This is a genomic window from Mesorhizobium sp. USDA 4775, assembly GCF_054062655.1.
In genome coordinates this window covers 2,591,159-2,605,191 of sequence record NZ_JBSSFM010000001.1, presented here as the reverse complement: position 1 = coordinate 2,605,191, position 14,033 = coordinate 2,591,159, and the positions used below count along the sequence as shown (strand labels likewise).

The following is a 14,033-nucleotide window of genomic DNA, read 5'->3' as shown; positions in this document are numbered from 1 at the left end:
CGTCAGATCGCGGCGTTCAAGGCGGTGTAATAGCCGGCGTAGTCGGGCCGCTTCTTGAGCACGGTTTCCAGATACTCCTCCAGCACCAGCTTGTCCTGCACCGGATCCTTCACGATCGCACCGACAAGGCTGGCGGCGAGGCCTTCGGCGCCGAGCTTGCCACTGTCGAACCAAGCGGCCTGACTGAGCCCGCCAACCATGGTGGCGATTGCCTCCGCCGTGGACAGCGACCCGGACGGCGTCTTCAACGTCACCTTCCCGTCCGCCGTCGCGCCGGAGCGCAACTCTCGGAAAATGGTCAGCACGCGGGCAATCTCCTCGCCGACATTCTTCGGCACCGGAAGGTCGAGACCGCCGGCCATCTCGCCGACGCGTTTGGAGACGATCGCCACCTCCTCCGCCATGTCTTCGGGCAAAGGCAGCACGACGACGTTGAAGCGGCGCTTCAGCGCCGAGGACAGTTCGTTGACGCCCTTGTCGCGGTTGTTGGCGGTGGCGATGATGTTGAAGCCGCGCTGCGCGTAGATCGAGGTGTTGAGTTCGGGGATCGGCATCATCTTTTCGGACAGCACGGTGATCAGCGTGTCCTGCACATCCGAACCCATGCGCGTCAGTTCCTCGAGGCGGCAGAGCTTGCCGTCCTGCATGGCGCGGTAGAGCGGCGTCGGCACCAGCGCCTCCTGGCTTGGACCCTTGGCCAGAAGCTGCGCATAATTCCAACCATAGCGGATCTGGTTCTCATCGGTGCCGGCCGTGCACTGCACGATCAGCGTCGAGTCGCCCATGATGGCGGCGGCGAGATGCTCCGACACCCAGGATTTGGCGGTCCCGGGAACACCAAGCAGCAACAATGCGCGGTCGGTGGCAAGCGTCGCCACGGCGGTTTCCATCAACCGGCGGCGGCCAACATATTTGGGCGTTATCAGCGTGCCGTCGTCAGCCTTTCCGCCAAGCAGGTAAGTCAGCACCGCCTTTGGCGACAGGCTCCAGCCGGCGGGCCTTTGCCGGTCGTCGTTGCGCGCGAGCGCCTGCAATTCGGCGGCGTAGGCCTGCTCGACCGGAAGACGGATGGCTGCGTTCATTTGCTGTTCTCCGGATTGATCATGTGTCGGTTGAAGGCCCTGCCAGGGATGCGTTGAGGCGCAGAAGACCAAGAGAAGGTGCTGCCGGCGCCATGCCGGCCGTGACGACATCGCCGATCAATCTTTCCGACGCCGCGGCGGTGGCGAGAAAGCCCAGCGTTTCCAGAAGCTGGTCGGCGCCGCGCTTTGCGGCCTCATCGTTTCCCGCGACGGCAGCGCACAGTGCCGGCAGCGTCTTGCCGTTGGTCAGGTCGGCCCAGTCCAGCCAGCCTGCCTCGACGCCCTCGGCCAGGCTGAGCGCACCGAGATAATACGTGTCCTTCAAGATCAGCCTGATCAGGTCCCGCTGCCTGCGACTGTCCAGGCGCGGCATCAAATGCAGGGCGAAAAGCGCCGGCTTGCCGCCCTCGGCGGCAAGCGTGTCGGCCATGTGCGCGACCGCAGCGTCGCTGCCCGACGCGGCGACCATGCGGGAGACTAGGATATCGACATTGTTGTCGGCGCCGAACTGCCACGCGCCTATGAAGTCGGCTTCGGTGACGCCGAAGCGCGCTGCGAGGTCGATCAGGTTCCAGGTCTCGAACAGTTCGGCGCGGCGCCGCTCCTGCGCCGGGGATTTCAGCTTCGCCGGCGCGTAGGTGGTGCGGCGGCGGATGAAGCCGGATTTGCCTTCCGTGATGAAGGCGGCGAGTTCGGCTGTTGGATCTCCCGGCCCGCCATCGCCTGGCTGGCCATGCTCGCCCAACCGCGCCAGCATCCGGCCGGCCAATTCGCGCACCTTGCCGGAGCGGTCGGCGGACAGGCTTTTCAGGAACGGCACGTCACCGGCGCCCAGGCCGAAATGCATGAGCGCAATGAGCACAAGCCTGATCTCGGCTGGTTCGCTTGATCCCTTGGTCTCGATCAGTTGCCGGGCCACAGCGGGTGCTGTGCGGCGCATGTCGGCCAGCGCACTGCGGCGCGCGGCGGGATAGAATTCGTCCCAATTCTCAGCCGTCAGTTGCTCCCGGCTCGTGCGTTTTTCGCCGTCGACGCCCGCCTGCCAGTCGATCCAGGGTGCATAGACATCCGGACTGGTCTGATCCGACGCGGCCGGCATCCAGTCCATCGGATGCAGCACGAAGCCGCGGCTGGCGACGAGGGCCACCACGCGCGACTTGCCCCTTGCGTCGTCGGCGTGTTTCAGCGCCGCCCGCAACAGCGGCCGCAGCCGCCCCGGCAGCATCGGCAAGGCGAGTTCAGGCAGCGGCGGGCGACGCTTCAGCGTCTTCGGCGCGGCCGGCCGCAAGGCGATTTCGAGGGCTTGTGCGGCGATCGCCAGCAATCGGCGCTCACGCTCGTCGGGGCTGGCACCGGCGACGAACTCCTTCCAAGTGGCCGGAGCCAGCTCAAAGCTCGTTCCGCCGGTGATCCAGCAATCGCGCATGGTCGCAAGGCCTGTCTGCTCGATCTCGTTCACGACAGATCAAGCCTCCCGAAGCCGCTTTGCGCCGCCAGAAGATGAAGCCGGCCGCCGCTCCAAACCGCTGCCGTTGCCGCTAGGTCGAGACCAAGCAGCGTGGGACTGATGGTATCGGCGATCGGCAAGGCGATGCCGTGCGGATCGTCAGTGGATTGCCACCAGGCGTCCCCCCGATCGTCCAGCAGGATCGCGCCGGGGGGCAACAGGACAGGGCAATCGGTGAGCCAGGGGGCCGTGTCCTGGTGAGCGACATGGGCCGCGAGCGGATCGGCTGCGCCCAAGCCGAAATCCGGCCATTGCCCTGACGTGACGTCGCCCCTGCGCTCCGCAACCAGCGCCCGCAAGGGCTGGCGCGCGGGATAAAAGACGAGCGTTGCATCGAAGCGATCGCCCGGCGTGAAGGCGTTAGACCGGCGACCGGCCGAGGCCGGGAAATAGTCGAGCAGGAGAGCAAATCGCGGGGCGGCGCTCTTCAGGTCGAGCAGCCAGGTCGAATGACTGACAAGGCCGTCACGGCGCGTCTCGATCTTTTCGCCGAGCACCTCCCAGAGGCTTTCGACCTGGATCGCGTCGGGATTGGCGAGCACCTGCTCGCGGCTTTCGGAAGTGGACACCAGCCGCCTCAGTTCGGCGTCGTCAGGTGCCTGTCGCCAGGCCTTGGCCAGCAGCACGAGCTTGCCGAGTTCGCGGATTGCGGCGTCTGGCCGTTCCTCGCTGCGCAGACCCATCAGCCGGGACGGAATCTCATCGATGCGGCCAGCAAGCGCCGTCGCCTTCATGTCGACCAGCCGCGCCGCAATGCGGCGGCACCGATCACTGCTGTTGTCGACAAAGCCTACAAGACCAAGCCGTAGCTGATCCGATATCCATTGATCGAGTTCGTCCAAAGCCGCCGAGACCGAGGACCGCGTATCCTCGGCGCGCTTGCGCTGCGCCGTCTCCCGGCGTTCGATCGCGGCTGCGTCCTCGACAGCGGCGCCTTCGTCGTTAAGCGAGGCCTCGCCGATGCTCTTGCCTGCCGCGCCGGGCGTCGGTGCAACCGGCGGCGATGTGGTCTTCCTGCGACGGCCGAGCCAATCGTTCACCCATTCCGGCGTCGAGCCGGCGGCGGCGAAACTCGCTGGCGCGGTGGCGGCGATCCACATCAGCGCCAAAGTGTGCTTGCAGGGAAATTTCCGCGACGGACAGGTGCATTTGTAGCCGTGGTCGCTGGTGTCGACGACGACGCGATAGGGGTTGGAGCCGGAGCCCTGGCATTCGCCCCAGATAAGCGCCAGTTCTTCGTTCTTTTCGAGCCGTGGCCAGTTCGATTGCTTGGTCAACTTGGACGCCGCGCTCAACGACGCCTGGTCGGGCGCGAGCGCTTCGATGGTTTTCAAGTCAAATTCCAAGCCGCGCCTCTCGTCGCTCGAACGAATTCCGGTCGCCAGTATAGATGGCCCGATATGACGGATTCTTGTAGCAGCAGAGGGATAGAGGTCGATACAGCGGGCTGCAAGCACTCAACTGGCGTTGCGCAGAAACTCTATCACCATTGCCGCCGTCCAGGTGAAGCGGCCGCCGCCGAGCGGCTCGCCGGTGAGAGGGTCGTAATATTCGGCAAAACCGCTTTCCCGGATCAGATCCAGGCTGGACTGGGTGATGCGTTGCGCGACCTTACCGTGGCCGGCGGCGGCTAGGCCATCTGATATCATGTAGTTGACCACCAGCCAGACCGGGCCGCGCCAATAGCGCTTGGCGTCGAAGAGCGGATCGCCGGGATCATGCGACGGCACGACATAGCGTGCCTTGCCGGCAAGGCGTTCGACGGTTGCGGCGATTGCGGCGGCACGAGGCTTGGGGATGGCCGCGAAGGCCGGCAGGAGGCCGCCCACCGACGCGCTATCGATCAAATCGCCGGTGACGCGGTCGAGGCAGACGTATTGGCCACGCGCCTCGCTCCACAGCCGCTCCATGGCCGCCAGGCCCTTTTGCGCGCGGGCGCGGTTGGCCGCGGCAATTTCGGTTTCGCCCAGTTCCTCGGCGAGATCGGCAAGATCGGCCGCGGCGCGGATCAGGATGGCGTTGAAGCCGGGATCGACGACCTGGAAGGGCGAGGCGTCATGCAGCCTGGCATTGTCCCAACCGAGTCCGCGAAAATGCTGAACCAGCCAGATGTAGCGGTCATACTGCTCGCGCGTTGGCCGATGCGCCGGATCGGCGTGCAAGGTGTCGCGGCGGGTGTAGGGCTCGACGCCTTCGGTCGGCACGCGCTCGAAGGCATCGTCCCAGTCGATGGAATTGTCGCGGCCGGACTCCCAGGGATGGATGATAGCGACCAGCCCCTCTCCCTTGGGATCGCGGTTCTCATAGAACCAGCGGTGCCAGGCATCGATTTTCGGCAACAGCGCGCGAGCTCGCTCCGCAGCCAATTTCTTGTCGTTCGCCCGGTCGAACAGGCGGCGCGCGGCAAAGCCGGCGACCGCCGGCTGGGTGATGCCGGACGTCGCTGTCGGACGGCCAGTCCGCCAGACCTCGGGGCCGGGAAAATAGCCGTCGTTCCAGACATGAAAGACGATGTGCGGCACCATGCCGTCCGGCCACTGATGCGCGAACAAGGTCTCCATTTCGGTCCAGGCGCGCGCCTCGTCGTAGTGGGCAAGGCCGAGCGCGGTCAGGCAGGAATCCCAGTTCCACTGGAAGGGGTAGAGACCCTTTGTCGGGACGGTGTAGGCGCCCTGGTCGTTCTCTTTCAGCACCTCGACGGCGCGGGCGATGATGTCACTGGTGGCGGAAACAGTCATGGGCGTTTCAGGGCTTTCGGCGTCAAAGGGCATTGGTGGTTTCGGGATCGAACCAGCGGATGCGGTCGGGTTTGGGAGCCAGGCGCAGGTCGTCGCCGACCTGAACGCTGGCGTTGGAGTCCAGGATGGCGCGGAACAGGCCGCCCTCGACATCGCAGGTAACCAGCGTGTGCGGCCCGAGCGGCTCGATGACGCGCACCGTGGCGCGCAAGCCCTCGCCGCCCGCATCGACATCCTCGGGACGGATGGCGAATTCTATTCTTGGCTTGTCCGACTTCGGGCCCGACAGCGTCAGTCCGGCAACGGTCCAGCTGCCGTTCGCGGCCTTGGCCGCCGGGATAAAATTCATCGGCGGATTACCGATGAAGGAGCCGACGAAACGCGCGGCCGGATTGCGGTAGACCTCGACCGGCGAGGCCGCCTGGACGATGCGGCCCTGATGCATGACGGCGATGCGGTCGGCAAGGCTCATCGCCTCGACCTGGTCGTGAGTCACATAGATGGTGGTGGTCTTCGACGCGGCGAGCACGCCCTTGAGCTCGGCGCGCATTTCCAGCCGCAGCAGCGCGTCTAGGTTCGACAGCGGCTCGTCCATCAGGATGACGTCGGGCTCCATGGCGAGCGCGCGTGCGACCGCGACACGCTGGCGCTGGCCGCCGGACAATTGGCCGGAATAGCGCTTCAGCAACTGCTCGATATGCATGAGTTCGGCGGTGCGGTTGACGCGGCGCTCGACCTCCTGCTGCGGCAATTTCTTCATGCGCAGGCCGAAGGCGATGTTCTCGAACACGGTCAGATGCGGAAAGACGGCATAGTTCTGGAACACCATGGCGATGCCGCGCTCGCGCGGCGGCAGATGGTCGACGCGGCGGCCGCCGATCCAGACCTCGCCCTGGCTCGGCGTCTCCAGCCCGGCGACGATCCTGAGCAGCGTGGTCTTGCCGCAGCCCGATGCGCCGAGCAGCACCATGAATTCCTGGTCTGATATTGCGAGGTCGACCTGGTGCAGCGCTGTGAAGCCGCCGAAGCGCTTGGCCACGCCCTTGATTGCGATTTCAGCCATGGGCCGTCTCCGTATAACGGGTCATCGGTTGGCGATCCCCCACATGGCGAAAAGGTATTTGCGGACGGCGACGATGAAGATCAGCGCCGGCACGACCAGCGCCGCGCCGCCGGCGAATTTGAGATAAAGCGGCGATTCACCAAGGCTCTGCAGCAGGAACGCAGTCAGCGTGCGGTTTTCGATGGTCAGCACGGCGGCCGCGAATACCTCGTTCCAGGAGATGGTGAAGGCAAACACCGCCGAGGCGGCGATGCCGGGCAGCGCCAGCGGCAGGATCACCTTGCGGAACGCCTGCCAGCGCGTGCAGCCGAGCGTCCAGGCCGCCTCCTCGAGCTCGACGGGAATGCCGGAAAACAGCGAGAAGGTGATCAGTACGGCGAACGGCAGCGCCAGCGTGGTGTGCACCAGCGCCAGCCCGATGGCGGTGTCGTCGAGGCCAGTGCGGATGAACATCACTGCCAGCGGCAGCGCCAGAAGCGGCAGCGGGAAGGCGCGGGTCATCAGCACCAGGAAGCGGAACGCGCCCTTTCCCGGAAAATCGAAGCGCGACAGCGCGTAACCGGCCGGCGCGCCGAAGCCGATGGCCAGGATCATCGTCAGCGTGGCGACGAGCACCGAGTTCCACAGCGCTCGGGCGACGCCGGCGAAATTGATGAAGAACGAGAGGCTGCCGAGATCGAAGGACGGGAAGAAGCGCTTCGGGAAAGCCGTCACCTGGTCGGGCGACGACAGCGCGTTGACGATCAAGAGATAGATCGGCAGCAGCACCCAGACGCAAAGCAGGATGGCGGTAGCGACCAGCAGCCAGTCGCCGGCCTTGCGTGCGTCGGCTGTCGCCGCAACCGGCGGTTCGGTGATGGCGTTCATATCCGTGCTTCCTTGGGCACACGCAGCACCCTGAGGAAAAACAGCGTGAAGCCGATCGAGATGGCGAGGATGAGCAGCGCCGAGGCGGCGGCGACATTGCGGTCCTGCAGCGTGAATTGCCAGTTGTAGGTTTCGCCCATCAGCACCGGCAGGTTGGTGCCGCCAAGGGCTGCGACCACGGCGAAAACCTCGAAGGCGAGGATGACGCGCAGTATGATCGCCGTCTGCAGGCTGGGGCGCAGCAATGGCAGCGTGATACGCCGGAAGCGCTGCCACGGGCTTGCCCCGAACACCTCGGCCGCCTCGTAATATTCCTTGGGGATCAGGCCCATGCCGGCAACAAGGATGACCATCATGATTGCCGTGGCCCGCCAGATCTCGGCCAGCGCCACGGCGATGAAGATGGTCAGCTTGCTCTGGTAGCCGAGGAACATGACCGGCCTGTCGACGACGCCGAGGCTCGAAAGCAGCGTGTTGAGGAAGCCGGACTGATCGAAGATGGCGAGCCAGATCAGGCCGGCGGCGAGATCGGAAATGCCGAGCGGAATTGCAAAGACATAGAGGGCCGCGCTGCGCCCGGTCTCCAGCCGCGACACCACGCTCGCCATCAGCAACGCCATGACCAGCTGGATCGGCACGACGATGGCCGCCAGCAGCAGCGTATTGCGGACGGTGACTGGGAATTTCCAGCTGCCGGCCATGGTGCGGAAATTGTCGAGGGTGAAGGCGCCGTCGCGGCTCACCGCCTCGAAGGCGACCAGCGCGAATGGGTAGAGGAAGAAGATGCACAGGAACAAGGTCGCCGGCATCAGCAGCAGATAGGGCAGAGCCTTGCCGTGCATGGTGGTGTCCTTCGCGTGCTGCGGTCGAGTGCTGCGGTCTGGGCGCCCGGAGTGCAACAAACTCCGGGCGCACCCTCGGGAGGTTCCTACTTTTGTTTGACCATGATCTTTTCCGAAAACCGGTTTCCACTTTTCGGGATCATGGTCTAATCGACCGGGCAAGCGCCGGCGGATGGCTTGTCGGGCGCCCAGCACGGCGCCTTCGACTGGTCGATGATCGCCTTGAGCGCCGCTGCTTCTTCGCCGAGCACGCCATGGACATCTTCGCCGCCGAGTACGATGCGCTCGAAGCTGTCGGTGTAGACCTGGTTGAACTTGCCGCCGAGGTCCCCGAGCCCCATCGGCAGCAGCGCCGGCCGCGCGTCGGGTGCAGCGGTCATGGTGGCGATCGCCGGGCCGAACGCCTTCACCGAGGCCGGCATGTCGTCGGGCAGCTTGACGTCGAGGACCGGAAAGAAATTGGTCGCCTTGAGCGTGGCGATCTGGGTTTCAGGCTTCAGCATATAGGCAACCAGCGCCTTGGCCTTGTCCATGTCCGGCGAGGTCTTCGGAATGGCGACGCCGGCCACGACCGGCATGAAGCCGCGACCGGCAGGCCCGGCCGGCGCCGGGAAGGCGACGAAGTCGTCGGGCTTTTTGTTGAAGGCGTCGGCGAGCCGCGCGACATGGTCGAACGCCACCCAGACTTCGCCCGAGAGCAGCGGCTCCTGCATGAAGGCGTAGTTGGTCGAGTTCGGGTTGGTGTACTGCCACAATTCCTTGAACTTGTTCCACGCCGTCTCGGCCTCGGCCGAACGGAATTTCGTGACCATCGAACCGGTGTAGGACGGATAGAGAAAGCCCTCGAAGAAGCGATGCTTCAGCCCCTTGGGGCCGGCCGGAAAGCCGAATTTCGGCGACCCGGTCTTTTCGGCGATATTCTTCGACCATTCGATCAGCTGGTCATAGGTGATGGTGTTGAGATCGGTGCCCGCCGGCAGATATTGCAGCGCCTGCTTGTTGGCGGCCATCAGATAGGTGGCCTGCATCCAGGGCATATATTTCTGTTCGCCGGTGCCGAGCATGCCGAGTTTCTTGTAGGCCTCGTTGAATGGCCGTTTTGGCCAAAGTGGGGAGCGCAAGCGAATGCAGCGCGCCTGCGTCATTCCGCAGGCCGCCTGCCCGAGGCTCCCTTAAATTCGAAGAGAAAAAGCTACTGCAAGATCCTTGCGGCGGACGGCATGGAATGGTCATGCGCGATGCCGGCATCGGCGTCGCCCACGCCGAGCGCACGGTCGAGACCCGTCGCCACCACCGAGACCCTGAAGCGGCCTTCCATGCTCTTGTCGAAGATAGCGCCGACGATGATGTCGGCATCCTCGTAGACCTCCTCGCGGATGCGGGTGGCGGCCTCGTCGACCTCGAACAGGGTCATGTCGCGGCCGCCCGATATCGAGACCAGCACGCCCTTGGCGCCCTTCATCGACACTTCGTCGAGCAGCGGGTTGGCGATCGCGGCTTCAGCCGCTTTCATCGCCCGGCTTTCGCCCGACGCCTCGCCGGTTCCCATCATGGCGCGGCCCATGCCGCGCATGACCGATTTGACGTCGGCAAAATCGAGATTGATCAGACCTTCCTTGACGATGAGATCGGTGATGCAGCTGACGCCGGAATAAAGCACCCGGTCGGCGATGACGAACGCGTCGGCGAAGGTGGTCTTGGCATCGGCGATGCGGAACAGGTTCTGGTTCGGGATGACGATCACCGTGTCGGCGGCTTCGCGCAGCCGCTCGATGCCCTCCTCGGCCATCTGCATGCGGCGCCGGCCCTCGAAGGTGAAGGGCTTGGTAACGACACCCACCGTCAGTATGCCGGCCTTGCGTGCCGCCTGGGCAATGACCGGGGCAGCGCCGGTTCCGGTGCCGCCGCCCATGCCGGCGGTGACGAAGCACATATGCGTGCCGGCCAGATGATCCATGATCTCGTCGAGCGATTCCTCGGCGGCGGCACGGCCGATCTCAGGCAGCGATCCGGCACCAAGGCCTTCGGTGACGTGCGCGCCAAGCTGGATCAGCCGCGTCGCCTTCGACATGGTCAGCGCCTGGGCATCGGTGTTGGCGGCAATGAATTCGGTTCCCTGAAGCTGCTCCGCGATCATGTTGTTGATGGCGTTGCCGCCGCCGCCGCCGACACCGATAACGGTGATCTTGGGCCTCATCTCGGAGATTTCCGGCTTCTTGAACTCGGCCATGCCTGCTTCTCCTTCGCCAATTGCGCGCGCTTCACGACCCACGAGCAGACTGTCTGCAAGACATTGCAATCGAGCGGCATGACGCGAATCAGTCCGTTCGGATGGGTGCCCCAAAAAGCCAGAGAGCGGCCGGACGTGCAAGTGCGCGCAAGGTCAAGATTTGTGATCGCGATATTGCAAACCGCTACGCGGCTACCGCGTGCGCCGGAATCGTGCCGCGCGACCTGCCCTTGGCCGCATTGCTAACGGCTTGCCGCGTAACGATTGAGGCGTCTATCATGCGCCGATATATCGCTGACTTCGGCGCCCGCCGTGCTCGGCCCAATCAGGATCACCTGCGGCTGCCGTCGTCAGGCCAGATTTCAGAACGAATGAAGTAGCGCCCCCGCCAATGGCCGACAGAACACAATTCGGGTTGAGCGCCATCGACAGCGTACCCCTGCATGAGAAGGTCTATCTGGAGCTTGTGCGGGCGCTGATGTCCGGCCAGTTCACGCCGGGCCAGAAGCTGACATCACGCAGGCTCGCCAAGGAACTCGGCACCAGCGACATGCCGGTGCGCAGCGCTTTCATGCGGCTGCAGGCATTGCGGGCGCTGAGCCCGATGCCGAACGGCAGCGTCGAGGTGCCTGTCATTTCGGCCGAACGGTTTTCGCAATTGACCGCCGTGCGCACGATCCTGGAAGGCTCGGCGACCGAGCTCGCGACAAAGCGCATCAACGGCAACAATCTGCGGGCGATCCGGCGCCACAGCAGCGAATTGACCCTGGCGGCGCGCGAGGGCGATATCGACGATTATCTCAGGAAGAATTACGCCTTCAAATTCTCGATCTATCGCCATTGCGGCAACGAACAGATGATCTTCCTGATCGAGACCGTGTGGATGCAGGTCGGCCCCTTCCTCAGGAACCTCGCCATGGGGTTCGAGGACGATCTCTCCTCCATCCTCGACATCGACTATCATGAGGAAGTCGTCGCCGCGATCGAGGCGCAGGATGCCGCGCCCGCGCCCGCTCAGCCATCGTGCGCGACATCGAAGAAGGCGCGGCGCACATCCTGCGCCAGGCCAGATTTCCGGGCGCCGGGCGCTAGGATCGCCGGGTGATAGTCGCTCGACCCAAAGGCCGATCAGGCCTGCCCGGCGGCAAAGCCGGCATGCCGAATGCCCCTTGGCTTTCCGCCTCCTAGCCTCTATGTTGCGATCGCAGATCGCGCAATTGGTTTTGAAATGCCTCCCGACATCCCAGCTAGTGACTTGAAAAAATAAGGAAAAATATCCGGCAGTGGCTGGATAGGCTTTCCGAAAACTCACAAGCATTTTTACCAGGGATAGCGCAGCCGGCAGGGCTTGGGCACCTTCGAAAACCAGAGGTTTTAAAATTGAGCGATGCAATTGCGGACGTTCTGAGCTGGCTTGAAAGCAGAAGCGACATACAGAGCCTGAGGGCGGCGGTGTGCGACCTCAACGGCGTCATGCGAGGAAAACGCATACCCGTGGAGCAGGCCCGCAAGGCGCTGGACGGCAAGCTGCGCATGCCCTATTCGCTGATCGGGCTCGACATCTGGGGCGAGGACATCGAAGGCAACAGTCTGGTTTTCTCGACCGGCGATGCCGATGGCCTCTGCCAATGGACGGGACGCGGCATTCTGCCGGTGGACTGGACGGCGCATCCGACGGCACTTGTCCCGCTCTGGCTCGCCGATGAAAGCGGCGCGCCCTATCTCGGCGATCCCCGGCGGGCGCTGGCCCGCATCCTCGACCGCTACAAGGCGCTCGGCCTGACCCCGGTCGCGGCAACCGAACTCGAATTCTATCTGGTCGATCCGCAATCGCAGCGGCCGGTCGGGCCGGTGTCACCGGTCACCGGGCGGCGTCTCGATTCCGACGCAGCGCTGTCGATCGATGAGATCGACGATTTCGAAGCCTTTATTCATGACGTTTACGAAGCCTGCCGGGCGCAAGGCATTCCGGTCGACACGGCCATTGCCGAAAATGGCGTCGGCCAGTTCGAGATCAATCTAAACCATGTCGCCGACGCGCTGCGGGCGGCCGACGACGCGGTGCTGTTCAAGCGCACGGTGAAGGGCATTGCCCGCAAGCACGGCTTTGCCGCCTGCTTCATGGCCAAGCCCTATGGCGACCGCGCCGGCAACGGCTTTCACGTCCATTTCAGCCTTGTCGACGCCGAAGGGCGCAATGTGTTCGACGACGGCACCGATCAGGGCTCGGAAACGATGCGCCACGCGGTCGGCGGGCTGCTGGCGGCGATGGCCGAGAGCACGCTGGTGTTCGCACCGCACTTCAATTCCTACCGCAGGCTCCGCCCGCGTTCCTATGCGCCGACCGCGGTCGCCTGGGGTTACGAGAACCGCATGGTCGCGATCCGCATTCCCGGCGGCCCGACCGGGGCGCGCCGCATCGAGCATCGCGTGTCGGGCGCGGATGCCAATCCCTATCTGGTGCTTGCCGCCATACTGGGCGCGGCCCTGATCGGCATCGAAAGGCAGATGTCGCCGGGCGAGCCGACCGGGAGCGACGGCCAAGGCGCGGCACCAGCCAAGCTGCCGCCGGACTGGGCCTCGGCGATCGCCACCTTCGAAAGCGGGACACATGTGGCGGAGATTTTCCCAGCGATCCTGCGCGAGTCCTTCGTCGCCTGCAAACGCCAGGAGTTGAATACGTTTGCTCTCAACGTCAGCGATTTCGAGATCGAGACCTATCTCGAAAGCGTCTGAGACCTTACGAGGACCGCTCGGCCTTCAGCACCGAGACCGCCGCTTCGCTGTTGTGGACATAGTCGTTGGCGTCGGGCTGCTTCTGCAGCAAAAGGATGAACAGCAGATCGGTCAGCGTCAGCTGCGCATCGCGCGCGGTGATGGAGGAGGAGCGCGCGCGCTCCTCGTCGGCGATGGTGTAGAGGCGGATGTCGGCGACCCGGCTCAGCGGATTGTCGTGCAGGCCGGTGACGGCGATCACCGTCGTCCCGCGCTTGGCGGCGAGTTCGGCGATGCGCAAGGTTTCGATGCTGGCGCCGGAATAGGAGAGCGCGAACAGCACGTCGCCAGGCCCGAGCGTCGCGGCATTGGCCATCTGGATGTGGCTGTCGCTGTCATGCAGCACGTTGCGGCCGAGCTTCATCAGCTTGTAGGAGAAATCGCGCGCCACCAGCGACGAGGCGCCGACGCCGACCAGATGAATGCGGCGCGCGCCATCCAGCAGCTCCAGCGTCCGGGAAATGATGCGCTCGCTGTTGGCGGCGACGGTCTGCTGCATCGACAGAAGTTTGCTGCCGATCAGTTTCTTGAGGATGACCGGATAGGTGTCGCCGACCTCGATCGAGCCATGGATGACGCCGGCCGGCACCTGCCAGTCCTGCGCCTTGGCCTCGCTGACGGCGAGCTTGAGCTCCTGGTAGCTGGCATAGCCGAGCTTCTGGCTGAACTTGACGACGCTCGACTGACTGCGCCCGATCTCGGCGGCAAGCGCTGCCGTCGACAGGCGCAGCATCTGGTCGGGATTGTCGACGATGTACTGGCCGATCTCGCGATCGCCTGGCGCCATGCCGTCGAGCTTCGCATTGATCTTCTTGAGAACGGACATGGACCCTCTGCAGCGCTTCGGTGCTCGGAGGAATAAAATATTCCAATTTCGATTGACAGCCAAGAACGCAGAATTAATTCTCGAACCGGCCAGGTTCGGGAAT

The 14,033-nt window shown here is 64.4% G+C and carries 12 protein-coding genes; 2 read left to right on the top strand and 10 right to left on the bottom strand.

Translation table 11 applies throughout. The features are described from left to right. Nucleotides 1-2 precede the first annotated feature (2 nt). The 9 genes from ACVILI_RS12470 to ftsZ form a co-directional block, all read right to left on the bottom strand. A complete protein-coding gene (locus ACVILI_RS12470; protein WP_038645231.1) occupies nt 3-1,082 on the bottom strand; it encodes an ATP-binding protein in 1,080 nt (359 codons plus the stop codon). A 19-nt stretch (nt 1,083-1,101) separates the two neighbouring features. Beyond that, nucleotides 1,102-2,541 (bottom strand): DUF5691 domain-containing protein, encoded by a 1,440-nt coding sequence (locus ACVILI_RS12465; protein ID WP_038645230.1) that lies wholly within the window; start codon nt 2,539-2,541, stop codon nt 1,102-1,104. After that, nucleotides 2,538-3,923 carry an SWIM zinc finger family protein gene (locus ACVILI_RS12460; RefSeq protein ID WP_240565003.1) on the bottom strand — a complete coding sequence of 462 codons (1,386 nt, stop codon included), beginning with the start codon at nt 3,921-3,923 and terminating at the stop codon, nt 2,538-2,540. The genes ACVILI_RS12465 and ACVILI_RS12460 overlap by 4 nt, the downstream gene beginning before the upstream one ends. 123 nt (nt 3,924-4,046) lie before the next feature. After that, complete coding sequence (locus tag ACVILI_RS12455) at nt 4,047-5,327, bottom strand: MGH1-like glycoside hydrolase domain-containing protein (protein WP_038652291.1); 1,281 nt, start codon at nt 5,325-5,327, stop codon at nt 4,047-4,049. A 22-nt stretch (nt 5,328-5,349) separates the two neighbouring features. Continuing rightward, a complete protein-coding gene (locus ACVILI_RS12450) occupies nt 5,350-6,390 on the bottom strand; it encodes an ABC transporter ATP-binding protein (RefSeq protein ID WP_240565004.1) in 1,041 nt (346 codons plus the stop codon). A gap of 21 nt (nt 6,391-6,411) precedes the next feature. Then, nucleotides 6,412-7,257 (bottom strand): carbohydrate ABC transporter permease, encoded by an 846-nt coding sequence (locus tag ACVILI_RS12445; protein ID WP_038645225.1) that lies wholly within the window; start codon nt 7,255-7,257, stop codon nt 6,412-6,414. Next, on the bottom strand, nt 7,254-8,099 hold the full coding sequence (locus ACVILI_RS12440; protein WP_019856811.1) for a carbohydrate ABC transporter permease: 846 nt from the start codon (nt 8,097-8,099) through the stop codon (nt 7,254-7,256). The genes ACVILI_RS12445 and ACVILI_RS12440 overlap by 4 nt, the downstream gene beginning before the upstream one ends. Before the next feature lie 146 nt (nt 8,100-8,245). Next, on the bottom strand, nt 8,246-9,244 hold the full coding sequence (locus tag ACVILI_RS12435) for an ABC transporter substrate-binding protein (protein WP_240565005.1): 999 nt from the start codon (nt 9,242-9,244) through the stop codon (nt 8,246-8,248). Between the two features lie 47 nt (nt 9,245-9,291). After that, nucleotides 9,292-10,329: a cell division protein FtsZ gene (gene ftsZ, locus ACVILI_RS12430; RefSeq protein ID WP_019856808.1), complete on the bottom strand. Its 1,038-nt coding sequence runs from the start codon at nt 10,327-10,329 to the stop codon at nt 9,292-9,294. Between the two features lie 391 nt (nt 10,330-10,720). Between ftsZ and ACVILI_RS12425 the strand changes: the two genes are divergently transcribed. Further along, nucleotides 10,721-11,434: a GntR family transcriptional regulator gene (locus tag ACVILI_RS12425; protein WP_457102459.1), complete on the top strand. Its 714-nt coding sequence runs from the start codon at nt 10,721-10,723 to the stop codon at nt 11,432-11,434. 275 nt (nt 11,435-11,709) lie between these two features. Continuing rightward, nucleotides 11,710-13,065 carry a glutamine synthetase family protein gene (locus tag ACVILI_RS12420; protein ID WP_038645224.1) on the top strand — a complete coding sequence of 452 codons (1,356 nt, stop codon included), beginning with the start codon at nt 11,710-11,712 and terminating at the stop codon, nt 13,063-13,065. A 4-nt stretch (nt 13,066-13,069) separates the two neighbouring features. Here the strand turns inward: ACVILI_RS12420 and ACVILI_RS12415 are convergent, their stop codons facing one another. Next, on the bottom strand, nt 13,070-13,930 hold the full coding sequence (locus tag ACVILI_RS12415) for a MurR/RpiR family transcriptional regulator (RefSeq protein ID WP_038645222.1): 861 nt from the start codon (nt 13,928-13,930) through the stop codon (nt 13,070-13,072). Nucleotides 13,931-14,033: the final 103 nt, after the last annotated feature.